We start from the raw sequence: 21,746 nt of genomic DNA on the forward strand, positions 1-21,746 counted from the left end.
TGGAGAAAGCCCTGATGAAAGGCTGGAGTATTTTCACCCACTCAGTTGGAATGGTGACGCGGAATTTTACCTGGGCTGTACGTATCGCCTTGGTGCCAGTGCTTCTCGGGTTTGGGTCGATCTATGCAGTGCTCACCTCGGCTGGCCTGTCAATCACGGTCTTCGCCGATGAGGCCGCGATGCAAGAAGCTATGCTGTCCGGAAAACTCGGAGCGTCATTCTTTCTAGCGACGTCGATCTTGCTGTTGGTCGAGCTTTGGGTTTTCGTTTCCTGGCATCGCTTCATCCTGCTTGAAGAATACCCGGAAGGCTGGTTTCCTCGCTTCCGGGGGGGACGGATACTCTCCTATTTTGGGCATGGCCTGCTTATTGGCTTCCTTGTGCTCCTGCTAACGGTTCCAATGTTTGCCATATTCTTCCTGCTTGCCCTGACCTTGGGGCAGACAGGTCAAGCACTGGCGCTGACCTTCGCATTTGGCTACTTCATCTTCCTCTTCATCGTGATCTACAGATTTGCGCCTATTCTGCCTGCAGCTGCCATTGGAAAGCCCCTTAAAATCAAGGATGCTTGGAACGCGACAGCAGGTTCGGGCGGAGCCATTATTCTGGTTTTCATTCTGCTGGCAGTCATGCAATTTGCGCTGCAAGTTGTTACAGGGTTGTCGATTTCCGTTTTCGCACCGCTTGGGTTTGCCTTTGCCGCGCTCACTATGCTGGTAATGACCCTCGTGAACGTCAGCATACTTACGACGTTCTACGGCCATTACGTCGAAGGCCGCCCGGTCTGATCACCGGTATTCTTATGTATGCTTTGCACCCGCCTCTTGCCTTAGGGGCGGGCATGCGCCACTGAAGGATACATGAGCGATTTCAAGACCCAGGCCCGCGCCGCCGAACAGGCGATGCGCGATGTGTTTCCCGCAACGCCCTTGCAGCGCAACGTGCATCTGTCCGAACGTTTCGGCGCCGATATCTATCTCAAGCGCGAAGACCTGAGCCCGGTCCGCTCTTACAAGATCCGCGGCGCGCTGAACGCTATGCGCAAGCAGCCGGATCAGGAGCTGTTCGTTTGCGCCTCTGCCGGCAATCACGCCCAGGGCGTGGCCTTCATGTGCCGCCACATGGGCAAACGCGGGGTGATCTTCATGCCGGTCACCACGCCGCAGCAGAAGATCCAGAAAACCCGGATGTTCGGCGGCGACAATATCGAAATCCATCTGGTTGGCGACTATTTCGACATTTGCCTCGCTGCCGCGCAGGAATGGTGCGCGCAGGAAGGCGGGCACTTCCTGTCGCCCTTTGACGACGCCGATGTGATTGAGGGTCAAGCCTCCATTGCAGTGGAGATTGAGGCGCAGCTGGGCAAGGCACCGGATCATATCCTGCTGCCGGTGGGCGGCGGCGGCATGTCGGCGGGCGTTTCCTCCTGGTTTGGGGAGGGGGTTCACTGCCTGTTTGTCGAGCCGGAAGGCGGCGCGTGCCTGCGCGCGGCGCTGATGGCGGGCAAGCCGGTGCCGCTCGACACGGTCGATACCTTTGTAGATGGCGCCGCGGTGGGACGGATCGGCGATCTGCCGTTTGACATTCTGAAGGACGTGCCGCTGCCGGATGCCCTGGCAATCTCCGAGGACCGGATCTGCGCCACCATCATCGAGATGCTGAATGTCGAGGGGATCGTGCTGGAACCGGCTGGCGCGCTGTCGGTCGAGGCGCTGCAGGATGTGCGGTCCTGGATTCGCGGCAAGACGGTGGTCTGCGTCACCTCCGGCGGGAATTTCGATTTTGAACGGCTGCCCGAGGTCAAGGAACGGGCGCAGCGCTATTCCGGGGTGAAGAAATACTTCATCCTGCGGCTGCCGCAGCGGCCTGGCGCACTGAAGGAATTCCTGGGCATCCTGGGTCCTGAGGACGACATCGCCCGCTTTGAATACATGAAGAAGTCAGCGCGCAACTTTGGTTCTGTTCTGATCGGGATCGAAACCAAACGGCCGGAAAATTTTGAGCAGCTGTTCGCGCGGCTGGATGCGGCTGGGATGACCTATACGGACATCACCCGGGACGAAACGCTGGCGCAATTCGTCATCTGATACCTGCGGCGGAGGTCAGAATTTTTCGGACATGCCCGCCAAAAAAGCAGACTTGGAAGCCTGAAAGTTGGTGATGATGGCGGGAACGTCGACGCCATTCGCTTCGCCCTGCGCTGACTTCCTCTCCCCGTCCAGGCAGAGTGCGGAGAAGTCTGCAAACCCGAGGTTGAGCGCGCTGCCTTTCAGGAAGTGCAAGTCCTGCTCCAACTGGCTGCGGTCGCCGCCCTGCAGCTTACCGATAACCTCTTCGACTTCTTCAAGAAATATCTCTACGACTTCCTCGAAATCTTCAGCGCCCACTTCTTCGCGCAGCTCGGTCACGCGCGGCCAGTCAATCATGTCTCTTGTCCCTACGATCATTCGCCATGCGCGATTTCTTAAGTTGATTGCAGTAAAAATATAGTGAAATAAAGGGGGAAGCTCAAATTTTAGGTTTCACCGCCTGTTAAATTTCTGGACCGATAGTATCACAAGACTGTCTGATTTTGCCATTTGTGAGGTGCCTTCGGTGCTGCCAGAAAGTTCGATGGACAACGAGGACCACACAGTGGCCGGATCAATACGCCGTGTGCTGGTTGTCGATGACAGCCGCCTGCAGAGACGCATCCTTGTGGCTTCACTCAAGAAATGGGGTTTTGAGGTCGTCGAGGCTGAGAGCGGCGAGGCTGCGATGGAGATCTGCCAGGCTGAAACGCCCGATCTGATCCTCAGCGACTGGATGATGCCGGGCATGAACGGGCTGGAGTTCTGCCGCGCCTTCCGGTCCCGCTCAAGCGAGGATTATGCCTATTTCATCCTGTTGACCTCCAAAAGCGAAAAGAACGAGGTTGCCGAGGGGCTTGATGCCGGCGCCGATGATTTCCTGACCAAGCCGGTAAGTTCCGACGAGCTGCGCGCGCGTATTTCTGCGGGCGAGCGGATCCTTCGTATGCAGCGGGAGCTGTCAGAGAAGAACCGCATCGTCTCCGAAACCCTGGGTGAGCTGCAGCGTGTGTATGACGCGATCGACAAGGACCTGATCCAGGCCCGCAAGATCCAGGAATCGCTGGTGCCGGAACTGTCCAAGACCTTTGGTTCCTCCACCGTCAGCCTGCTGCTGAAACCCTGCGGGCACATCGGTGGCGACCTGGTGGGCATGTTCTCTCCCGGCGTGAACCGAATCGGCTTCTACTCCATTGACGTGTCGGGTCATGGCATCACCTCCGCAATGATGACAGCACGGCTGGGCGGATACCTGTCCTCCAACTATTTCGATCAGAACGTCGGCATGGAAAAGCGGTTCAACCGCTTCTACGCCCTGCGCCAGCCGGAAGAAGTGGCCAGCCTGCTGAATGCCAGGTTGATCGCCGACACCGGCATCGAAGAATACTTCACCATGGCCTACTGCATTGCTGACCTGCGCAGCGGGGTCGTCAAGATGGTGCAGGCCGGGCATCCACACCCGCTGCTGCTGCGGAAAAACGGCAAGATGGAATTTATTGGCAAAGGCGGCGTTCCGGTGGGGCTGGTGCCGGATATCGGCTATAGTCAGGAAGAATTCACCATGGAGCGCGGCGACCGCCTGCTGCTGTTCTCCGACGGCTTCACCGAGGCGCGGCTGGAAGATGGTTCCATGCTGGAACCGGAAGGCCTGCTTGAGCTGGTAGAGAAATGCGGTTCCGGCCAAAGCGGCAAGGAATTCCTGGATGATCTGTACTGGCACCTGACCCAGGTCATGAGCAAAGAGCACGGGTTGGAAGATGACGTTTCAGCCACCTTGTTCGAATATCAAGGACCCTGAATCTGTCTTAGCTTCCGCCTGATGGTATCCCGGCCGCGGCTGGGATTTTGTGTATTTTGGAGGTTGGTTCAGACAGGCTCACAAACGTGCTGCCAGCCGGGCTGCAAAATGGCGGTCTCCGGCGTTGCCCAGCCTGACGGCAGCCTCCTGCGGATCGATCCACAGCGCTTCATGCCCGTCCTCCAACGGCGGGCCGATGCGGCGCAGCGGTCGGGCAACATAAATGTGGCACAGCTTCTCGGCCCACAGATCGTATTCGGGCATATAGGCGAAGCGACGGAATACCCCCAGTTTGCGCGGGGCAGAGATTTTCCAGCCGGTTTCTTCATACACCTCCCGATGCAGGGCAGGGACCGGTGATTCGCCAGGGTCGATGCCGCCGCCCGGCAGCTGCAGGTCAGGGTGGGGATCGTACTGGCAGGTGATCAGCAGCTTGCCGCCGCGCGGCAGCAGAGCATAGGCCCCCGGCCGCATCCGGTAGCGCTGGCCCTTCTGCGGGGTGTCGCCAAAACGTCTGATCACGGGCAGCCCCCTTCACTCCAGCGGCGTTTCTCCTATATAGCCCCGGTATGCCAATCCCCGGCGCTTAAGGAAACCCCATGACTCTTGGTTCTAAAATCGCGTGGGACGACACTGTCCTGCCCTTCCAGCTTGATGTATCCGACATGCGCGGCCGCGTGGCGCGGCTGGACGGCGTGCTGGATGGTATCCTGAAACAGCATGACTATCCGCCAGCGGTTGAGGCATTGGTCGCTGAGATGGCGCTTCTGACCGCGCTCATTGGCCAAACGATTTCGCTGCGCTGGAAACTGTCGCTGCAGGTGCAGTCCAAGGGCGCGGTACGGATGATTGCCACCGATTATTATGCACCGCAGAAAGAAGGTGAAATCGGCAAGATCCGCGCCTATGCCAGCTTTGACCGCGGCCGCCTGACCGATGGCGATCCGTTCGAGCAGGTGGGCGAAGGGTACTTCGCGATTCTGATCGACCAGGGCACCGGCACCCAGCCTTACCAGGGCATTACACCGCTGGCCCAAGGTTCGCTCAGCGCCTGCGCCGAGGCGTATTTCGCTCAGTCCGAACAGCTGCCCACGATGTTCAAGCTGAGCTTTGGCAAGTCGGCTGAACCCGGCGTGCCCGAGCATTGGCGCGCAGGCGGCGTGATGCTGCAGAGCATGCCCAAGGCGTCGCCCTTCGCGGCCCAGGGCGAAGGAACGGGCGAGGTTCTGCAAGCCGCCGATCTGGTGACCGGCGACGAGGAAGAGAACTGGAACCGCGTCACCATGCTGCTGAATACGGTTGAGGATCTGGAACTGATCGGCCCGTCGGTCACACCGGCGGACCTTCTGGTGCGATTGTTTCACGAGGAACAGCCGCGGGTCTATGACTTCCAGCCGGTGCGCTTCGGCTGCACCTGCTCGGAAGACCGCGTGCGCCAGAGCCTGTCGATCTACTCGGCCAAGGACATCGAGAAGATGACTACGGGCGACGGCCGGGTGACTGCGGACTGCCAGTTCTGCGGTGCGCATTATGACCTGGATCCCGAGTCGCTGGGCTTTGAAGCGGAAATTCCGCCCAGTGATTGAGGCAGTGCGGGATCTTGAGGACAGAATAGCCGCTGCGCTGCAGCTTCAGGGCAACGGCTCTTCTGACTTTGACCTCAACCCCGGCACGGTGCTGCCGGAGGGGCGCAAGTTGCGGGCTGCCGGGGTGCTGGTGCCGGTTTCCATTGCGTCGGGCTCGCCGCGGCTGATCCTGACCAAACGGTCCTCAGCGCTCAAGCACCATCCGGGACAGATCGCGTTTCCCGGCGGCAAGGTCGATGCGGGCGACAAGGACGCCTGCGCTGCCGCTCTGCGCGAGGCCTGGGAGGAAATCGGACTGCCGCAGGACCTGCCTGAAATCCTTGGCTGCCTGCCCGAGCACGAGACGGTGACCGGATTCTCCGTCACCCCGGTTGTCGCGTTGATCCGTGAAGACTTCGCGGCCCGCCCGGAAGCGGGCGAAGTGGCTGAAGTGTTCTCGGTGCCGCTGGGGCACGTTCTGGACACGGACAACTACATCATCGAATCGCGCCGCTGGCGCGGCACCCGCCGGCGCTATTATACCGTTCCCTACGGGCCCTATTACATTTGGGGCGCCACTGCGCGGATGCTGCGCGGCTTTGCGGCACGGATGGAGAGCTGATGCGGATTGACCAGCCCTGGCTGAACGACAAGGCAACGCAGGCGGTTTGCGAGGCTGTCACGGCGGATGGCGCGCAGGTGCTGTTTGTCGGAGGCTGCGTGCGCAACGCACTGCTGTGCGAGCCGGTTTCCGACATGGACATCGCTACTGATGCACGGCCGGAGCAGGTGATGGAACTGGCCGCCCGCGCCGGGATCAAGGCGGTGCCGACCGGGATCGACCACGGCACGGTGACGCTGGTCAAAAATGGCATCCCGCACGAAATCACCACTTTCCGCAAAGACGTGGCGACCGATGGCCGCCGGGCTGTTGTGGCGTTTTCCACCGATATCGCTGAGGACGCCCGCCGCCGCGATTTCACCATGAACGCGATCTATGCGCGCCCGGATGGCGAGATCGTCGATCCGCTGGGCGGGCTTGCGGATCTGACCAAGCGCCGGGTGCGGTTCATCGGCACCGCGGAACACCGCATCCGCGAGGACTACCTGCGCAGCTTACGGTATTTCCGCTTTCACGCCTGGTACGGCGATCAGGCAGAGGGATTTGATCCGGATGCGCTGGCAGCGATTTCCGCCAATCTGGACGGTCTGGCCTCGCTGTCCAAGGAGCGGGTCGGCGCGGAGCTGCTGAAACTGCTGGCGGCGCCCGATCCTGCGCCGTCTGTTGCAGCAATGCGGCAGGCTGGCGTGCTGGCGCGGATTCTGCCCGGCGCGGATGACCGGACGCTTGCGCCGCTGATTCATCTGGAGGCCGGGCGGGCGGCGTCCGGCATCCGCCGCCTTGCCGCGCTGGGCGGGGAAGGCCTGCAGGAGGCCCTGAGGCTGAGCAAGGCGCAGGCCTCTCATCTGGCCGCAATCCGGAAGGCAGCGGCTGGCACCGCGCAGGCAAGGGAGCTGGGGTACCGGCTGGGTGCGCAGAAGGCGCTGGATGCGCTGCTGCTGCGCGCAGCACTGCTTGAGCAGCCGCTTCCCCCTGATTTAGAGACTGATATTGCGCAGGGCGCCCGGGCGGTGTTCCCAGTGAAAGCCCGCGATCTTCAGCCGGACCTGACGGGCCCGGACCTGGGGGCAGCGATGAAGAAAATGGAAGCAAACTGGATCGCTTCCGGGTTCACTCTTTGCCGCGAGGAGCTGCTGGATTCCCTCCGCTGACAAGGGCTGTCAGCAGCGTCACAACCTTGGGGGGTGACAAGGCGGTAAATCTTGCGTACCCATAGGGCAGCCACCACATGACGGAGGAATGCTGATGTATTACGGGATCTGGTTTCTCTAACGCCTGAGACCTAGCCCCGTTTGACGTGGGGGCCTTGGGCCGCCCGCTGTCCGCATCTGTATTCCGACTTGCTCGAACGACTGGAGCATCCGCATGTTTCGCTTCTTTGAAAACCTTATTGACCCTTATTGCGCCTACCCGGAAACCAACACGCCGCCAACGCGGCTGTGGCCTTTCTTGCGTGACTATTGCAAGCCGTTCAAATCCGTCTTTGCCCTGACCGGGCTGATGTCGGTGGTGGTCGCCGGGATCGAGGTTGGTCTGATCTACTACATGGGCCGGATCGTCGACCTGATGTCGGGCACGCCCCAGCAGGTGTGGGATAACCATGGGACAGAGCTGATCCTGGTTGCCCTGTTCATTCTGCTGCTGCGGCCGTTGATTCAGCTCTTTGACGTCGCGCTGCTGAACAATGCGATCCTGCCGAACTTCGGCACGCTGATCCGCTGGCGGGCGCACAAGCATGTGCTGCGCCAGTCGGTGGGCTGGTTCGAGAATGATTTTGCCGGCAGGATCGCCAACCGGATCATGCAGACCCCGCCCGCCGCGGGGGAAGTGATCTTTCAGGTGTTTGATGCGATCACCTTTTCCCTGGCTTACCTCGCCGGCGCTGCGGTTCTGCTGTGGGTCGCCGATGTACGGCTGATGCTGCCGCTGGCGGTCTGGTTCGCGCTGTACGCGCTTCTGGTTATGTGGACCGTCAGACGGGTCGGGCCTGCCAGCCAGGCGTCATCAGACGCGCGCTCAACCGTAACGGGCCGGGTGGTTGACAGCTATTCCAACATCCACTCGGTCAAGATGTTCGCCCATCACGACCGGGAGCTGACCTATGCCCGCGAAGCAATCGAGAACACCCGCAAGACGTTCCAGACAGAGATGCGCATCTTCACCATCATGGATGCCACGCTGGTCACGCTGAACGGTCTGCTGATTATCGGCGTCGTCGGCTGGGCTGTGATGCTGTGGATGCAGGGGACAGCCTCGGTCGGTCTGGTTGCGGCGGCCACGGCGCTGACCCTGCGGCTGAATGCAATGACCGGCTGGATCATGTGGGCGCTGACCTCGTTCTTCCGCCAGCTGGGGGTGGTGGCCGAGGGGATGCAAACCATCGCCCAGCCGATCGACCTGGTGGATGCTGCCAATGCGGAACCGCTGAAGCTGACCAAGGGAGAGATTGAGCTGCGCAATCTTTCGCACCATTACGGGCGGGAGGCCGGCGGGCTGGACAGGATCAGCCTGACCATCCAGCCGGGCGAGAAGATCGGCCTGATCGGACGTTCTGGCGCCGGGAAATCGACATTGGTGAAACTGCTTCTGCGGTTCTACGACGCTGAAAGCGGCCAGATCCTGATCGACGGCCAGGACATCCGGGCGGTGACACAGGACAGCCTGCGCAGCCATATCGGTATGGTTCAGCAGGACAGTGCGCTGATGCACCGCTCGGTCCGGGACAACCTGCTGTACGGGCGCCCGGACGCGACCGAGACGCAGATGATCGCCGCCGCCAAACAGGCGCAGGCGCATGAGTTCATTCTGGATCTGGAAGATCCCCAGGGCCGCAAAGGGTATGATGCCCATGTGGGGGAGCGCGGGGTGAAACTGTCCGGCGGCCAGCGTCAGCGGGTGACGCTGGCGCGGGTGATCCTGAAGGATGCGCCGATCTTGGTACTGGACGAGGCTACCTCGGCGCTGGACTCCGAGGTTGAGGCGGCGATACAGGAAACGCTTTACGGCATGATGCAGGGCAAGACGGTAATTGCGATTGCACACCGGCTGTCCACCATCGCGCAGATGGACCGTATCCTGGTAATGGATCAGGGCCGTATAGTTGAAGAAGGCTCGCATGAGGCGCTATTGCAGGCGCAGGGGCTTTATGCCCAGCTGTGGGCGCGCCAGTCCGGCGGCTTCCTGAACATCGAGGCAGCAGAATGACAATTGGCAACCTGATTGACGCCTTCCGCCCGGCAGAGGGCCCGCCGCCGCAAAGGCTGGGATCCTTCATGCGCTGGTGTCTGGCCGGGGCATGGCCCATGCTGGTGCTGGCGGCGGCTTTTTCAGCACTTGCCGGCGGGATGGAGGCGGGTACCGCCTTTATCCTGGGGATGGTCATCGACACCGCCATAGCCAGCGGGCCGGAACAGTTTTTCTCGGCCGGTAATGTGGCGGTCATCGCATTGGCGCTGGGCTTTTTCCTTATTGTACGCCCAGTGCTGTTTGGCCTGTCTGCCGCCTCCAACGCCATTATCGTGCAGCCCAATGTGAACCCGCTGGTGCTGTCGCGGCTGAACCGGTGGACGCTGGGCCAATCGGTGCGGTTCTTCGACGATGATTTTGCCGGCAGGATCGCTCAGAAGCAGATGCAGACGGCAACTGCCGTCACCTCCGTGACCACTGAGATGATCAATGTGGTGGCCTTTGCTCTGGCCTCTCTTGCGGGCTCTTTAGCCTTATTAGGCTCTATTGACTGGCGTATCACGGCCGTTTTTCTGGTGTGGCTGATCGCCTATTTCGCGCTGATCCGCTGGTTTCTGCCGCGCATCCGCAAACGGTCCGGCGCACGGGCCGGGGCGCGGGCGATGGTAACCGGGCAGGTTGTCGACTCGATCACCAACATCAAGACGGTCAAGCTGTTTGCCCATGCCGACCATGAGGAACGCACCGCCCAGGACGCCATGGTGCGGTTCCGTGACAAGTCGCTGCATTTCGGTTACCTCTCCGCCAGCTTCCGTTTCTCCCTGATGTGCCTGGCAGGCATTTTGCCGGTGCTTCTGATCGGCGCAACGCTGTTTCTGTGGCAGTCGGGCACGGCCACCGAGGGCGACATTGTGGCAGCGGGCGCGGTGTCCATCCGCATCGCCCAGATGACCGGCTGGGTCAGCTTCACGCTGATGGCGATCTATTCCAACGTGGGCGAGATCGAGAACGGCATGAAAACCCTGTCCGTCCGAGACAGGGTTGAAGATACGCCCGGTGCCAAGCCGTTGAAGGTCAGCAAGGGTGAAATTGCTTTTGACCAGGTGGAGTTTGCCTATGGCCGGGACGTGGGCGGGGTGCAGGGCATCGGCCTGACCATTCATCCAGGCGAAAAGCTGGGCATCGTCGGTGCTTCAGGGGCCGGGAAGTCGACGCTCGTGTCGCTTCTTCTAAGGCTCTATGAGGGGGAAAACGGGCGGATTTTGATCGACGGACAGGATATTTCCACCGTCACCCAGAATTCGCTGCGCAGCCAGATCGGTATGGTCACCCAGGAAACCGCGATGTTCAATCGCTCGGCCCGTGAGAATATTCTCTATGGCCGGCCCGACGCCTCTGAGGAAGAACTGGTCGCGGCGGCGCAGAAGGCTGAGGCGCATGAATTCATCACAGAGCTGGAGGACGCCCAAGGCCGCACCGGCTATGACGCCTATCTTGGCGAGCGGGGCGTGAAGCTGTCCGGCGGGCAGCGGCAGCGGATCGCATTGGCGCGCGCCATTCTGAAGGACGCGCCTATCCTGGTGCTGGACGAGGCCACCTCGGCGCTGGATTCCGAAGTTGAGGCCGCAATTCAAACAGCCTTGCACCGGGTGATGGAGGGTAAGACGGTGCTGGCCATCGCTCACCGCCTGTCGACACTCAGCGAAATGGACCGCATCATCGTGATGGACAGAGGGCGCATTGCCGAAAGCGGCAGCCACGATGAACTGCTGGCCGAGTGCGGTCTTTACGCGCAGTTCTGGGCCCGCCAGTCCGGCGGTTTCATCTGCACGGACGAGGAGCAGGCGGCGGCGGAGTAGACAAGCCGGCGCATTTTGCTTTTGCTGGCTCCCGTGCCGCGCTATTGAGCCGCCATGACAGACGCAGCCAGAATTACAGCAACGATCAGCCGGCTGGGCCACCAGGGCGATGGCGTGGCCGACGGCCCCTTGTTCGCCCCGCGCACCCTGCCGGGCGAGGTTGTCAGCGGCATTGCCGAGGGCAGCCGCTTGACCAGCATCCGCATCGAGACGCCGTCGGAGCACAGGGTGCAGCCGCCCTGCCGCCACTACAAGTCCTGCGGCGGCTGTCAGCTGCAGCACGCCAGTGATGGCTTTGTGGCGCAGTGGAAAACGGATGTGGTGCGCAATGCGCTCACCGCGCAGGGGCTCGAAACGGAGTTCCGGCCTGCCCACACCTCGCCGTCCCAGTCCCGCCGCCGGGCCACGCTTGCGGTGCGGCGCACCAAGAAGGGTGCGATGGCCGGCTTCCACGGCCAGGCATCGGACGTCATTACGGAGATTCCCGATTGCCAGCTGCTGGAACCTGCCTTGATGGCGGCGATACCGGTGGCCGAAGCGCTCGCCCTGGCCGGAGCCAGCCGCAAAACACCGTTGTCGGTGACAGTCACTGCCTCGGACGCGGGCCTCGATATGCTGGTCCGCAACGGCAAACCTCTGGACGGGCCGTTGCGGATCGCGCTGGCACAGCTGGCAGAGCAGCACCGGATTGCCCGCCTGACCTGGGACGACGAACTGGTTGCGATGGAGCAGCCGCCGGTGCAGCCGTTTGGTCCTGCCCTGGTCTGCCCGCCGCCGGGGGCCTTTCTGCAGGCGACCAAAGACGGCGAGGCCGCGCTGCTGGCCGCCGTGCTGGAGATCACCAGGGGCGCCAAGCGGATCGTTGATCTGTTTGCCGGCTGCGGCACCTTTGCGCTGCCTTTGGCGCAGACTGCCGAGGTGCACGCGGTGGAGGGAGAGCGGGACATGGTGGCGGCGTTGGACGCCGGCTGGCGCAAGGCCAAGGGGCTGAAGAAGGTCACCACCAAGGCCCGCGACCTGTTCCGCAATCCGCTGCTGCCCGAAGACCTGAACCCGTTTGGCGCCGCCTTTGACGCGGCAGTGATCGACCCGCCACGGGCCGGCGCCGAAGCCCAGGTCGCGCAGCTGGCCAAGGCCCGCACACCGGTGATCGCCTACGTATCCTGCAACCCGGTGAGCTTTGCCCGCGATGCCAAAACGCTGGTTGCAGCGGGCTATGACCTCGGCTGGGTCCAGGTTGTTGACCAGTTCCGCTGGTCTGCCCATATCGAAGCTGTTGCGCGATTCACCCTGAAAGACTGAAATGACCGACACCCCAGCGACCACCCCGACACGCCGCCTCGAAGCCCTTCTGGACAGCGCAGGATTTGGCCGTTTCATCACCGCTGTTATCCTGGTCAACGCAGTCACTTTGGGACTGGAAACTGCACCATCAGTAATGTCCAGAGCAGGCGACCTGATCTACCTGATAGATCACGCCTGCCTGTCGATCTTTGTTGTCGAAATCCTGGCCAAGCTTTACGTGCGCCGCCTGCGGTTCTTCTTAAGCGGCTGGAATGTGTTTGATTTCGTAATTGTGGGCATTGCGCTGATACCGGCAGCACAGGGTCTGTCAGTCCTGCGGGCACTGCGCATTTTGCGGGTTCTGCGGGTCATCTCAGTAGCGCCAAGGCTGCGCCGGGTGGTCGAAGGCTTCATTACCGCGCTGCCCGGAATGGGATCTGTGTTTCTGCTGATGGCGATCATTTTCTATATCGGCGCGGTGATCTCTACCAAGATCTTCGGCCAGGATTTCCCGGAGTGGTTCGGCGATCTGGGACGCAGCGCCTATTCGCTATTCCAGATCATGACACTGGAAAGCTGGTCTATGGGCATCGTGCGGCCTGTGATGGAGGTGCATCCCTATGCCTGGGCGTTCTTCGTGCCCTTCATCATGGTGACCACCTTCGCGGTGGTGAACCTGCTGGTTGGCCTGATCGTGAACTCCATGCAGGACGCGCACGGCGAGGAAGAGGGCGTGCGCACCGATGCGTACCGGGACGAGGTGCTGGCCCGCCTGGAGGCCATCGAGCAGAAGATTTCAGGCCTTTCAGGCGAAGACAGAAAAATGTGAATTTTCTTAATCCCGGTTTCGCGGTATGGCCTGAATAGAGGCAAACAAGAAATACAGGCTGAACAATGAACAGAAGGGCATTCGGTTTCGGTGCTGCTGCTAGCTTTGCACTGGCAGGCTGCAGCAGGACCGGCAGCGCGGCGCGCAGGTTCCAGTTTTATGAAGGACCTCAGGTCACATCGGTTGTGATCAACAAGAGCTCACGCAAGCTGTATCTGCTGCACAACGAAGAGGTGCTGCGGGAATATGACGTTGATCTGGGCTTTGCGCCGCAGGGCCACAAGCAGTTCGAGGGCGACGGAAAAACCCCGGAAGGCACCTATGTGATCGACCGCCGCAACCCGAACAGCCGCTACCACCTGTCAGTCGGCATCTCATATCCGAATGTGGAGGACCGGGCCACGGCGGAGGCCGCAGGCAAGAAGCCCGGCGGCGAGATCTTCATTCACGGGCAGCCCAATAACCCGAAAGAGCGCAAGCGCGCAGCGCGGGTCAGCGATTGGACCGCAGGCTGCATCGCGGTGTCAAACGACGACATCGAAGAGATCTATGCCATGGTGCAGGACGGAACCACCATCGCCTTGCGGCCCTGAACCGCAATCGGCGTCGGCGGTCTCCCGCGCCTGCAGATGCGCCGGCGGGGCCGGCACCTCTTGGCAGCCTTGGGCGTGGCGCCGTGCTGACGCACGGCGCGCGGGCTCAGCTGCCCATCACCAATGTCCACCAGATTTTGCCGTTCGGTTCCTGAAACCAGGAAAAGCCCATATTCGCAGCTTTCGGGTCCAGAATGACCGCACGCGTGGCGGGCCGTTCCAGCCAGGCGGTCAGCGTTTGCTGCTCATTCTCATAGGTTTCCGAGATATTCTCGCCCAGCAGCGTTCCGGTGTAGCCCGCCCGTGTCACCCGGTCGAGCGGCGAGGAGCCGTCGGAGCCGAAATGCCAGGGCCGGTTCTGAACCGACATATCGCGCGAGTGGGTCGCGGCGGCGGCGGTCAGTTGAGCGTTCAGCTGAACCGTTTGCGCCCCTGCGGCCTGGCGCAGCGCATTGACGGAATCGAGCATCCGGATCTGGACCTTGTCCGCATTGCGGATGCGGTAGCTGCTGCTGGAGTCGGTTGCGGGCGTACACGCGGCCGCGGCAGTCAAAATGGCCGCAGCCATAAGCAGAAAAACGCGCTTCATAATTCTCTCATGCTCCGTCAGATCCTCCTGCATTTATCCTTCCTGTGGCCGGGAGGCAAACGGGGTGGCAGAAATATGCGGACCGCGGTGACGGATTGATTTGCGACTGCGGCTTTCCGGCCATAAAATGCTGAAATCCTGGATCCCGATTGCGCAAGTTGGAATGAATCATGTCCCGTATCCCTTTTAATAACTTCAGCAGGCGGCAGTTTCTTGCCGGCAGCGCTGCCCTGATTTCCTCTTCCGCGCTGGCGCAGGAAGACTCCGGACTCTCTCAGCAGGCCTACGATCCGCTGCGGCCGCCGCCGGAGCCGGAACCGCCGGTTCATCGCAATGTCTCTGCCTTCCGCTCCAAAACGTGGCGGCCTTATTTCGACAATTTGCGCAATGGCGCGATTCTCGTCGATATCGACAGCCGGGCGCTGCACTTCTGGTCCGCAGATGGAAATACCTACAAGCTGTTTCCCTCCTCGGTGCCGCTGTCGGACGATCTGACACGGCGCGGCCGCACTCAGGTGGTGCGCAAGGTGGAAGGGCCCAGTTGGTCGCCGACTCCGAACATGCGCAAGCGCAATCCGGAATGGCCCGCATATGTCCCGCCGGGACCGGACAACCCGCTCGGCACCCATGCGCTGTACCTCAGCTGGAAGTATTACCGGATCCACGGAACCCACGATACGCGTAAAATCGGGCGCAAATCGTCCAACGGCTGCATCGGGCTTTACAACGAGCACATTGCCCAGCTGTTCAGCCTTGCCAAAGTGGGTACACAGGTGTTGCTAATTTGACGCCACGGGACCGGGCGCTAGCCTGTTAACTATAACAAGCAATTGCAATCGCGCGATTTTGCTGGTTAGAAAAAAATACGAGGTATGTCTTGGGTGCGCGGTTCAGCTTTATGGCCCGCGCAAATTCTGGAGGTTAACATGAAAAAACTCGTTATCGCTGCTGCGCTGACCGCTGCTGCTTCGACCGCTACCGCGGGCAACCTGTCCGAGCCGGTTGTAGAACCGCCGGTCATCGTTGAAGAAGCACAGGGCTCTTCCAGCGGCATCCTGCTGCCGCTGCTGCTGCTGGTCCTGGTTGGCGCAGCTGTTGCAGCGAACTAAGTTCGCGACACAGTTACGGAAAAGGCGGTGGTTCTCCACCGCCTTTTTTGTTGGCTAAAGGCCGCTGCGGGGGCGGTCAAACCGCCGCCACCTCGCGCAGGATCTCGTCCAGAACACTGGTTATCATGTCCGCATCTTCCGGTTCTATCGTCAGCGGCGGGCGGATTTTCAGGATATTGTCCTTGGGGCCTTCGCTGCCGATCAGGATCCGGTGATCGCGCATCCGGTTCTTGACGTAGGAACAGATCTCCGTGGCCTCAGTGCCATCCGGATTGACCAGCTCCACGCCCAGAAATAGGCCCATGCCGCGCACATCCCCGATGCAGGCGTGTTTCCCCTCCAGCGCCTTCAGTCCGCCTAACAATTGAGCGCCGACCACACGGGCATTTTCCTGAAGCTGCTCGTCATCGACGATATCCAGCACCTCTTTGCCGATTCGGCAGGAGAGGGTGGAACCTCCAAAGGTTGAGAAAAACTCGATCCCGTTGTCGAAACTCGCGGCGATTTCCTTGGTTGTGGCCAATACGCCGAGCGGATGCCCATTGCCGATCGGTTTGCCCATTACAACGATATCCGGGAGCGCGCCCTGATGTTCAAAGCCAAAGTAGTATTCGCCCAAGCGGCCCAGGCCGGTTTGCACCTCGTCTGCGATGCACACGCCGCCTGCGGCGCGAATCTTTTCGTAAACCGCGGGCAGGTAGCCCTTGGGCGGGATGATCTGGCCGCCCACAGACGGGAAAGTTTCGGCAATGAACCCGGCCACACCATGGCCCTTCTCCCGCAGACGGGCGATTGACGGGTCCACGAGATCTGCGAATTTCTGCGCCCGGTCCGGATCGCCGCGCCGGAATGAGCCGCGGTAGTCATCGGCAACTTCCACCAGCTCAACCCAGTCCGCTTGGCCAACGCCGCCGGGCTTGTTGAATTTGTAGGCAGAGATGTCAATCGCACCGGTGGTGTTGCCGTGGTAGCCGTGATCGGGCGTCACCATGCCCTTGGCGCCGGTATGGGCGCGGGCCAGGCGCAGGGCCAGCTCATTGGCCTCGGTGCCGGAATTCACAAAAAAACAGACCTCGAACCGGTCCGGCAGTTTGGACAGGACCTTCTCCGCAAAGGCGGTCTGAGCCGGATGCAGGTAGCGGGTGTTCGAATTCATCCGTTTCAGCTGATCCGCCGCCACTGCTTGAATGCGCGGATGGGCGTGGCCGACGTGAGGGACGTTGTTATAGGCGTCCAGATAGGGCCGCCCCCATTCGTCGAACAGGTGGTGTTTCCAGCCGCGCAGCAACATCACCGGGTCTTTGTAGGTGAGGCTCAGGTTGCCGCCGAAATGCGCGCGGCGGCCGGCAAGCACGTCTTCCTTGCTGGTGGGGTGATAGAGGACTTTTTCATCCGGCAGATTCAGCAGTGCTGCCGGGTTGGGGCAAAGGGTCTGCCACAGGTACATTTCGTCCGGATCGCCAACACCGGGCCAGTCCGCCTCGATTCCCTCGGTGGTCAGGGCAAGCTGGAAATGCACATGCGGCGCCCAGCCGCCGTTCTGGCCGGGATCGCCCAGGCGGCAGAACTCCTCGCCTTTCTCCACCATGTCGCCAGGCTTCAGCCGGGTGAGGCATTCCGGGTCCAGATGGCCATAAAGGGTATAGAACGAATCGCCCGCCGGGGTTTCATGCCGCAGGATGATCACCCCGCCATAGTCCAGATGACCGTCTCGGTTTTCGGCCGCATAGACCTCACCGCGCAAGGGGGCAAACATCGGTGTGCCCGCCGGGGCAAAGGCGTCCACAGCCAGATGCACAGTACGCCTGTTGCTGGCTTTCCAAGGGCCTTTGCGGAAAGCCGCATCCGTGTAGATCAGCCGCGGCTCGTGATAATATCCCAGCCAGATGCGGCCATTATCTTCAAACTCCTCGCCGGCCCTGGCGGCTTCTTCAAGGGGCATGTGGAACGGGTTCTGCGGCCAGGTAGAGTGCTCCACCGACAGCGAGCCCATCGGTGCGTCCGCCAAGTCCTGACCCATCAGCGGGGCGAAATTGCCGCGTTCCTGCTCCAGCCACGCCATCACCCTGTCGGCGCTGTCCACCACCGGCAGGCCGCTGGCGGCGCGCAGCCGGGCCGCTAGCAGACCGCGATGCAGCGTGCTGCCTTCCAGGAACCGCCAGGCCGGCGCTTGCGAGATGGTCACATAGGGGTCATCCGGGTTCTCCGCCGCCATCAGGGTGGAGTTCACCACGCTGACAGCCAGACGCGCGCGTAAAAGCGGCCAGACCATGTCCACTTCGGCGGGCGTCAGCGGGCAGGCCTCATGATAGCCCGCCACCAATGCCGCAAGCGCAGCCTCAGGCGCGGGATGGTCCAGAACGATATAGGCCGCGGCAATCGCCAGGTCGCAGACCCGCGGTGCGGCGCACATGTCCCCAAGGTCGATAAGGCCCGACACCCTGCGCGGTTCATTCAGTTCACCCGCGACCATGATGTTGTAGTCATTGGCGTCATTATGGATGGCCTGCTTGGGCAGCGCGGCCAGATCAGGCTCTAACTTGACAAAGTCCGCGCAAATCTCGTCAAGGATCGCACGGCGCGCTGGGTCAGTGATGCAGGACAGCTGATCCTTGATCCAGCCCGCGCGCATAAGGTCCCATTTGAAATCCCGTTCCAGCCCCTCATGCCGGAAATCCGCCAGCGCCTTGGCCGATCCGCCCAGAACCTGACCGATCTCATGGATCAGCGCATCGCTCTTCGGCTCCGCCTTGGCATAGCAGCGCCCGGGCAGCTGGTTCAGCAGCCAGACCAGCCGGTCCTGGCCCGTTTCGTCCGGGAGTGTCAGCAGAGAGCGGCCGTCAGCTGAGGCGATCACCCGGGGGCAAGGCAGATCCGGCTGGCGTGCGGCGATATGCTCAAAGGCTTTCACCTGCATATCGACCAGCCAAGCCTCACAGCCCGGGCGCATGGCCTTGAGGATATAGCCTTGGCCATCTGCGTCCCGTGCCAGGAAGTTCAGGTCATACTCCCCATCAAGGCGGCTCAGTTCCGCCTTGATACCCCAATGCTCCTCAAGGGCAGCGGCCCAATGCGCAAGCGTCATCCAAATTCTCCCCGGTCTGCCGGCGTGCCCGGCGATCAAATATTGGATCCTATTTGGACCGGGATGAGGGTTTAGTCCAGCCAGCCTTTCAGATTCTCCTCGATAACCCCGGCCAGTGCGGCGATGTGGTCATCATCGTCGTTGAGACAGGGGATATAGAGAAAGTCCTCGCCGCCCGCGTGCTCAAAACTTTCGCGGATTTCCTCGTTGATCTCTTCCAGCGTCTCAATGCAGTCGGCAGAGAAGGCCGGCGCGATCACCGCAATGTTCTTCTTGCCTTCCTTGGCGAGCGCCGCGACGTGGTCCACGGTGTAGGGTTTCAGCCATTCCTCAGGCCCGAACACCGACTGGAAGGTCGAGGTGATCTGGGTGTCGTCCCAGCCCAGCCGCTCCTTCAGAAGGCGCGTCGTTTTCTGGCACTGGCAATGATAAGGGTCGCCCTGCATCAGATATCGCTTGGGCATCCCGTGGTAAGATACCACCAGAATATCCGGACGCTTCGCAGCCTTGGCATAGGCCTCCTCCACCGACCGCGCCAGCGCATCTATATAGGCAGGCTGGTCGAAATAAGGCGCGATCGTGCGCGCGGCGGGCTGCCAAGTTTCTTCCATCAGGGCACGGAAGAACTGGTCGTTGGCCGTGCCAGAGGTCGCGCCGGCGTATTGCGGGTAGAGCGGTACAAACAGGATCTTCTGGCAGCCGGCCTCCACCATCTGCCGCACCTTGGACTTGGTTGAGGGGTTGCCATAGCGCATGCAGAAATCGACCATCACCTGATCGCCGTACCGTCCCTTCATCACCTCAGCCATCTTGGCGGTCTGGTCCTTGGTGATGGTCATCAGCGGGCTCTCGCCCTTGTCATGGTTCCAGATCGACTTGTACGCCGCGCCGGAGGAGAACGGGCGCTTGGTCAGGATGATCAGCTGCAGCAGCGGCTGCCATTTCCATGACGGGTAGTCGATCACCCGTTTGTCGGACAGGAATTCGTTCAGATACCGGCGCATCGGCCAATAGGAGTGATCGTCCGGCGTGCCAAGGTTGGCCAGCAGAATGCCGACTTTCTCCGCCGGGATCTTGGGGTGATCGGCGGGGGCGTGGGCAGGGCATTTGGCGGTCCGGGCGGCGTCCAGCATGGGCAGGTCCTGTGGGGCTGAGAATTTCGGTGTTGGCGGCAAACTACTGTCTTTACGCGCAGAAGGCCAATTGGATCACATTGGCGCAGCCATAGCGGAGACTTATCGGGGGCCGAGCTTGGTTTCCGGCACCTTCAAGGCATCGGCCAGGCGCATCTGGGCCGAGCCGGGGCGCAAGGGTTTTTGCTGGCTGTCCGATGGCGACCAGCCGGTGAGGCATACCAGCTCGAACGTCGCCGGCAACCGGCCGTCTGCGGTGGCGAAATGCGCGCGATAGATGTGATCGGCCAACTGGAACAGGGCTCGCGGCGCCGGGCGCTTTAGGCGCTGGGCGAGGGCGTTGGTCTCCCCCATGCCGCGCAGGTCGTGGATAAGATGCGTCAGATCACGGTATTGAGCGGTCAGCGGCACCAGGTCGGCCACCGGCAGGGCAAAACCGGCCCGCTGCAGCAGCCCGCCCAGATCCCGGATCTCACCCATCGGGGCAACGCGGGGGGACAGGCCGCCCAGAACGGTTGTCTCAGCTTCTGCCATGGCTGCGCGCAGCTCGTGAAGGGTCTGGCCACCCAGCAGCAGGACCAGCAGCAGCCCGTCTTCCTTCAGGGCGCGCCGGCATTGGATCAGCTGACCGACGGGATCATTGGCCCAATGCAGGCACATGGAATGGATCACCACATCATGCGCGCCTTGATCCAGTTCCAGAACGTCCGCGTCGGCCACGATCTTCGCGTCCGGCCGAAACCCTTCCCAGACCTCCGGGAAAGGGCAGACCACGGCGGGCGCTGTAAAGGTTCTGTTAACCAGGCTCAGGCGATCCTCGGCCTCATCCCGCGCCATATGGTGGAGGAACAGGGCGTCCGCCTGCCGTCTGGCGCGGCGGGATGCCAGCGCCTGACGGTCAAAGAGCTGTTGCTGGGCCCGGTCTTTGGGTGCTTGTGTCATGGGGGCTATTTAGATGCTGCTGGCAGGGATTCAAACCGCTGTTTCGCTAATCTACCCTCCGCAATGCCTGGGCTGCGGCGGGCTGGTAGGCAGCGACTTCGGCCTATGCGGGACATGCTGGTCCGGTATGAGCTTCATCAGCGGCACAGTGTGCGAAGGCTGCGGCGTTCCGCTGCCTGGGGAGGCGGACGGCTTCCGCCTGGAGTGTGACAGCTGCCTGCGCCATCCGCGGCCCTGGAGCCAGGGGAGGTCGGCGCTGATTTACGAGGGGCAGGGGCGCAAACTGGTGCTGGCCCTTAAACACGGCGACCGGACAGAAATCGCACAGGCCGCAGCCGTTTGGCTGGAACGCGCAGCGCAGCCGATGCTGAAGGATGATCCGCTGATCTGCCCGGTGCCGCTGCATTGGACCCGGCTGCTGAAGCGTAAGTACAATCAGTCGGCAGTGCTGGCAGACGCGCTGGCGAGACGCTCGGGATTGCAGCATTGCCCGGACCTGCTGCGCCGGATCCGTAAAACGCCTGCGCTGGAAGGAAAGACACGGGACCAGCGTTACCAGCTTCTGGGGTCTGCCATCGGCGCGCATCCGGGCCGGCTGAACAGGATCAGGGGCCGCAGTGTTCTGATTGTGGACGACGTGATGACCTCTGGCGCCACGCTCAGCGCCTGCACCGATGCCTGCCTGCGGGCGGGAGCAGCAGAGGTGCGGGTGGCGGTGCTGGCCCGGGTCACGCAAGTGTGAGCCCGGCGGCCAGCCTCTGGCAATTGTTGCAATGAATCCCCAATTCCTCCACAAGCTTCGAAACCAGATAATGGGGTCCTGAATGAAAACGGTAGAAATCTACACCTCGCCTCTGTGCGGTTACTGCCACGCAGCCAAGCGGCTGCTGAACCAGAAGGGTGTGGCATTTTCGGAAGTCAACGTGCTGGAGGAGCCGGAGCGCAAGGCGGAGATGATCCAGCGTGCCAACGGCAGCCGCACGGTGCCGCAGATCTTCATCGGCGGCACTCATGTCGGCGGCTGCGACGACCTCTATGCGCTGGAGCAGGCGGGCAAGCTCGACCCGCTGCTGGCGGCATAGT

General features: G+C 61.6%; 21 protein-coding genes. 15 read left to right on the plus strand and 6 right to left on the minus strand.

Translation table 11 applies throughout. The features are described from left to right. Positions 1 to 14 precede the first annotated feature (14 nt). Together DAEP_RS0115170 and ilvA are read left to right on the plus strand one after the other, a co-directional pair. Positions 15 to 788, plus strand: a complete 774-nt coding sequence (locus DAEP_RS0115170) for a hypothetical protein (protein WP_027245234.1) — start codon at positions 15 to 17, stop codon at positions 786 to 788. Positions 789 to 860: 72 nt separating this feature from the next. After that, positions 861 to 2,087 (plus strand): threonine ammonia-lyase IlvA, encoded by a 1,227-nt coding sequence (ilvA, locus tag DAEP_RS0115175; RefSeq protein ID WP_027245235.1) that lies wholly within the window; start codon positions 861 to 863, stop codon positions 2,085 to 2,087. A 15-nt stretch (positions 2,088 to 2,102) separates the two neighbouring features. Here the strand turns inward: ilvA and DAEP_RS0115180 are convergent, their stop codons facing one another. Continuing rightward, positions 2,103 to 2,426, minus strand: coding sequence for an Hpt domain-containing protein (locus DAEP_RS0115180; RefSeq protein ID WP_008557459.1), 324 nt, complete (start codon positions 2,424 to 2,426; stop codon positions 2,103 to 2,105). A gap of 187 nt (positions 2,427 to 2,613) precedes the next feature. On the opposite strand from DAEP_RS0115180, the gene DAEP_RS0115185 reads away from it, so the two are divergent. Next, positions 2,614 to 3,867: a PP2C family protein-serine/threonine phosphatase gene (locus DAEP_RS0115185; RefSeq protein WP_008554898.1), complete on the plus strand. Its 1,254-nt coding sequence runs from the start codon at positions 2,614 to 2,616 to the stop codon at positions 3,865 to 3,867. A gap of 78 nt (positions 3,868 to 3,945) precedes the next feature. Here DAEP_RS0115185 and DAEP_RS0115190 read toward each other — a convergent pair whose 3' ends face one another. Beyond that, the gene (locus DAEP_RS0115190) at positions 3,946 to 4,389 is read right to left on the minus strand and encodes an NUDIX hydrolase (protein WP_008558073.1); all 444 of its coding nucleotides are present in this window, start codon (positions 4,387 to 4,389) and stop codon (positions 3,946 to 3,948) included. A 77-nt stretch (positions 4,390 to 4,466) separates the two neighbouring features. On the opposite strand from DAEP_RS0115190, the gene hslO reads away from it, so the two are divergent. From hslO to DAEP_RS0115230, 8 genes are all read left to right on the plus strand, one after another. Further along, positions 4,467 to 5,453: an Hsp33 family molecular chaperone HslO gene (gene hslO, locus DAEP_RS0115195; RefSeq protein WP_027245237.1), complete on the plus strand. Its 987-nt coding sequence runs from the start codon at positions 4,467 to 4,469 to the stop codon at positions 5,451 to 5,453. After that, positions 5,398 to 6,054 (plus strand): CoA pyrophosphatase, encoded by a 657-nt coding sequence (locus tag DAEP_RS0115200; protein WP_084204445.1) that lies wholly within the window; start codon positions 5,398 to 5,400, stop codon positions 6,052 to 6,054. Before hslO ends, DAEP_RS0115200 begins: the two co-directional genes overlap by 56 nt. Further along, positions 6,054 to 7,205 carry a CCA tRNA nucleotidyltransferase gene (locus DAEP_RS0115205; protein WP_027245239.1) on the plus strand — a complete coding sequence of 384 codons (1,152 nt, stop codon included), beginning with the start codon at positions 6,054 to 6,056 and terminating at the stop codon, positions 7,203 to 7,205. Before DAEP_RS0115200 ends, DAEP_RS0115205 begins: the two co-directional genes overlap by 1 nt. A gap of 214 nt (positions 7,206 to 7,419) precedes the next feature. After that, the gene (locus DAEP_RS0115210; RefSeq protein WP_027245240.1) at positions 7,420 to 9,258 is read left to right on the plus strand and encodes an ABC transporter ATP-binding protein; all 1,839 of its coding nucleotides are present in this window, start codon (positions 7,420 to 7,422) and stop codon (positions 9,256 to 9,258) included. Beyond that, positions 9,255 to 11,099 (plus strand): ABC transporter ATP-binding protein, encoded by a 1,845-nt coding sequence (locus DAEP_RS0115215; RefSeq protein WP_027245241.1) that lies wholly within the window; start codon positions 9,255 to 9,257, stop codon positions 11,097 to 11,099. The genes DAEP_RS0115210 and DAEP_RS0115215 overlap by 4 nt, the downstream gene beginning before the upstream one ends. A 54-nt stretch (positions 11,100 to 11,153) precedes the next feature. Continuing rightward, complete coding sequence (locus DAEP_RS0115220; RefSeq protein WP_027245242.1) at positions 11,154 to 12,401, plus strand: class I SAM-dependent RNA methyltransferase; 1,248 nt, start codon at positions 11,154 to 11,156, stop codon at positions 12,399 to 12,401. Position 12,402: 1 nt separating this feature from the next. Next, positions 12,403 to 13,212, plus strand: a complete 810-nt coding sequence (locus DAEP_RS0115225; RefSeq protein ID WP_027245243.1) for an ion transporter — start codon at positions 12,403 to 12,405, stop codon at positions 13,210 to 13,212. Positions 13,213 to 13,277: 65 nt separating this feature from the next. Next, a complete protein-coding gene (locus DAEP_RS0115230; protein ID WP_027245244.1) occupies positions 13,278 to 13,805 on the plus strand; it encodes a L,D-transpeptidase family protein in 528 nt (175 codons plus the stop codon). 106 nt (positions 13,806 to 13,911) lie between these two features. Here the strand turns inward: DAEP_RS0115230 and dalA are convergent, their stop codons facing one another. Beyond that, positions 13,912 to 14,394 carry a divisome-associated lipoprotein DalA gene (gene dalA / locus DAEP_RS0115235; protein ID WP_027245245.1) on the minus strand — a complete coding sequence of 161 codons (483 nt, stop codon included), beginning with the start codon at positions 14,392 to 14,394 and terminating at the stop codon, positions 13,912 to 13,914. 170 nt (positions 14,395 to 14,564) lie between these two features. Here dalA and DAEP_RS0115240 point away from each other — a divergent pair, with 170 nt between their 5' ends. Continuing rightward, positions 14,565 to 15,182: a L,D-transpeptidase gene (locus DAEP_RS0115240; protein ID WP_008556919.1), complete on the plus strand. Its 618-nt coding sequence runs from the start codon at positions 14,565 to 14,567 to the stop codon at positions 15,180 to 15,182. 138 nt (positions 15,183 to 15,320) lie between these two features. Beyond that, positions 15,321 to 15,503, plus strand: a complete 183-nt coding sequence (locus tag DAEP_RS0115245) for a hypothetical protein (protein WP_008557026.1) — start codon at positions 15,321 to 15,323, stop codon at positions 15,501 to 15,503. Positions 15,504 to 15,579: 76 nt separating this feature from the next. Here DAEP_RS0115245 and DAEP_RS0115250 read toward each other — a convergent pair whose 3' ends face one another. The 3 genes from DAEP_RS0115250 to DAEP_RS0115260 form a co-directional block, all read right to left on the minus strand. Further along, positions 15,580 to 18,588 (minus strand): aminotransferase class III-fold pyridoxal phosphate-dependent enzyme, encoded by a 3,009-nt coding sequence (locus tag DAEP_RS0115250; protein ID WP_027245246.1) that lies wholly within the window; start codon positions 18,586 to 18,588, stop codon positions 15,580 to 15,582. A 71-nt stretch (positions 18,589 to 18,659) separates the two neighbouring features. Then, complete coding sequence (gene hemH, locus DAEP_RS0115255) at positions 18,660 to 19,721, minus strand: ferrochelatase (protein WP_027245247.1); 1,062 nt, start codon at positions 19,719 to 19,721, stop codon at positions 18,660 to 18,662. Positions 19,722 to 19,823: 102 nt separating this feature from the next. Further along, on the minus strand, positions 19,824 to 20,663 hold the full coding sequence (locus DAEP_RS0115260) for a methyltransferase domain-containing protein (protein WP_027245248.1): 840 nt from the start codon (positions 20,661 to 20,663) through the stop codon (positions 19,824 to 19,826). Between the two features lie 13 nt (positions 20,664 to 20,676). Here DAEP_RS0115260 and DAEP_RS0115265 point away from each other — a divergent pair, with 13 nt between their 5' ends. Continuing rightward, complete coding sequence (locus DAEP_RS0115265; RefSeq protein WP_027245249.1) at positions 20,677 to 21,405, plus strand: ComF family protein; 729 nt, start codon at positions 20,677 to 20,679, stop codon at positions 21,403 to 21,405. 82 nt (positions 21,406 to 21,487) lie between these two features. Continuing rightward, the gene (grxC, locus tag DAEP_RS0115270; RefSeq protein WP_008553674.1) at positions 21,488 to 21,745 is read left to right on the plus strand and encodes a glutaredoxin 3; all 258 of its coding nucleotides are present in this window, start codon (positions 21,488 to 21,490) and stop codon (positions 21,743 to 21,745) included. The last annotated feature ends 1 nt before the right edge of the window (position 21,746 follow it).

This window comes from Leisingera daeponensis DSM 23529 (assembly GCF_000473145.1).
GTDB lineage: Bacteria > Pseudomonadota > Alphaproteobacteria > Rhodobacterales > Rhodobacteraceae > Leisingera > Leisingera daeponensis.

Coding starts and splice junctions, on each gene's coding strand:
- DAEP_RS0115170 (WP_027245234.1), top strand. CDS start 15: ATGAAAGGCTGGAGTATTTTCACCCACTCAGTTGGAATGGTGACGCGG.
- ilvA (WP_027245235.1), top strand. CDS start 861: ATGAGCGATTTCAAGACCCAGGCCCGCGCCGCCGAACAGGCGATGCGC.
- DAEP_RS0115180 (WP_008557459.1), bottom strand. CDS start 2,426: ATGATTGACTGGCCGCGCGTGACCGAGCTGCGCGAAGAAGTGGGCGCT.
- DAEP_RS0115185 (WP_008554898.1), top strand. CDS start 2,614: ATGGACAACGAGGACCACACAGTGGCCGGATCAATACGCCGTGTGCTG.
- hslO (WP_027245237.1), top strand. CDS start 4,467: ATGACTCTTGGTTCTAAAATCGCGTGGGACGACACTGTCCTGCCCTTC.
- DAEP_RS0115200 (WP_084204445.1), top strand. CDS start 5,398: ATGACCTGGATCCCGAGTCGCTGGGCTTTGAAGCGGAAATTCCGCCCA.
- DAEP_RS0115205 (WP_027245239.1), top strand. CDS start 6,054: ATGCGGATTGACCAGCCCTGGCTGAACGACAAGGCAACGCAGGCGGTT.
- DAEP_RS0115210 (WP_027245240.1), top strand. CDS start 7,420: ATGTTTCGCTTCTTTGAAAACCTTATTGACCCTTATTGCGCCTACCCG.
- DAEP_RS0115215 (WP_027245241.1), top strand. CDS start 9,255: ATGACAATTGGCAACCTGATTGACGCCTTCCGCCCGGCAGAGGGCCCG.
- DAEP_RS0115220 (WP_027245242.1), top strand. CDS start 11,154: ATGACAGACGCAGCCAGAATTACAGCAACGATCAGCCGGCTGGGCCAC.
- DAEP_RS0115225 (WP_027245243.1), top strand. CDS start 12,403: ATGACCGACACCCCAGCGACCACCCCGACACGCCGCCTCGAAGCCCTT.
- DAEP_RS0115230 (WP_027245244.1), top strand. CDS start 13,278: ATGAACAGAAGGGCATTCGGTTTCGGTGCTGCTGCTAGCTTTGCACTG.
- dalA (WP_027245245.1), bottom strand. CDS start 14,394: ATGAAGCGCGTTTTTCTGCTTATGGCTGCGGCCATTTTGACTGCCGCG.
- DAEP_RS0115240 (WP_008556919.1), top strand. CDS start 14,565: ATGTCCCGTATCCCTTTTAATAACTTCAGCAGGCGGCAGTTTCTTGCC.
- DAEP_RS0115245 (WP_008557026.1), top strand. CDS start 15,321: ATGAAAAAACTCGTTATCGCTGCTGCGCTGACCGCTGCTGCTTCGACC.
- DAEP_RS0115250 (WP_027245246.1), bottom strand. CDS start 18,588: ATGACGCTTGCGCATTGGGCCGCTGCCCTTGAGGAGCATTGGGGTATC.
- hemH (WP_027245247.1), bottom strand. CDS start 19,721: ATGCTGGACGCCGCCCGGACCGCCAAATGCCCTGCCCACGCCCCCGCC.
- DAEP_RS0115260 (WP_027245248.1), bottom strand. CDS start 20,663: ATGACACAAGCACCCAAAGACCGGGCCCAGCAACAGCTCTTTGACCGT.
- DAEP_RS0115265 (WP_027245249.1), top strand. CDS start 20,677: ATGCTGCTGGCAGGGATTCAAACCGCTGTTTCGCTAATCTACCCTCCG.
- grxC (WP_008553674.1), top strand. CDS start 21,488: ATGAAAACGGTAGAAATCTACACCTCGCCTCTGTGCGGTTACTGCCAC.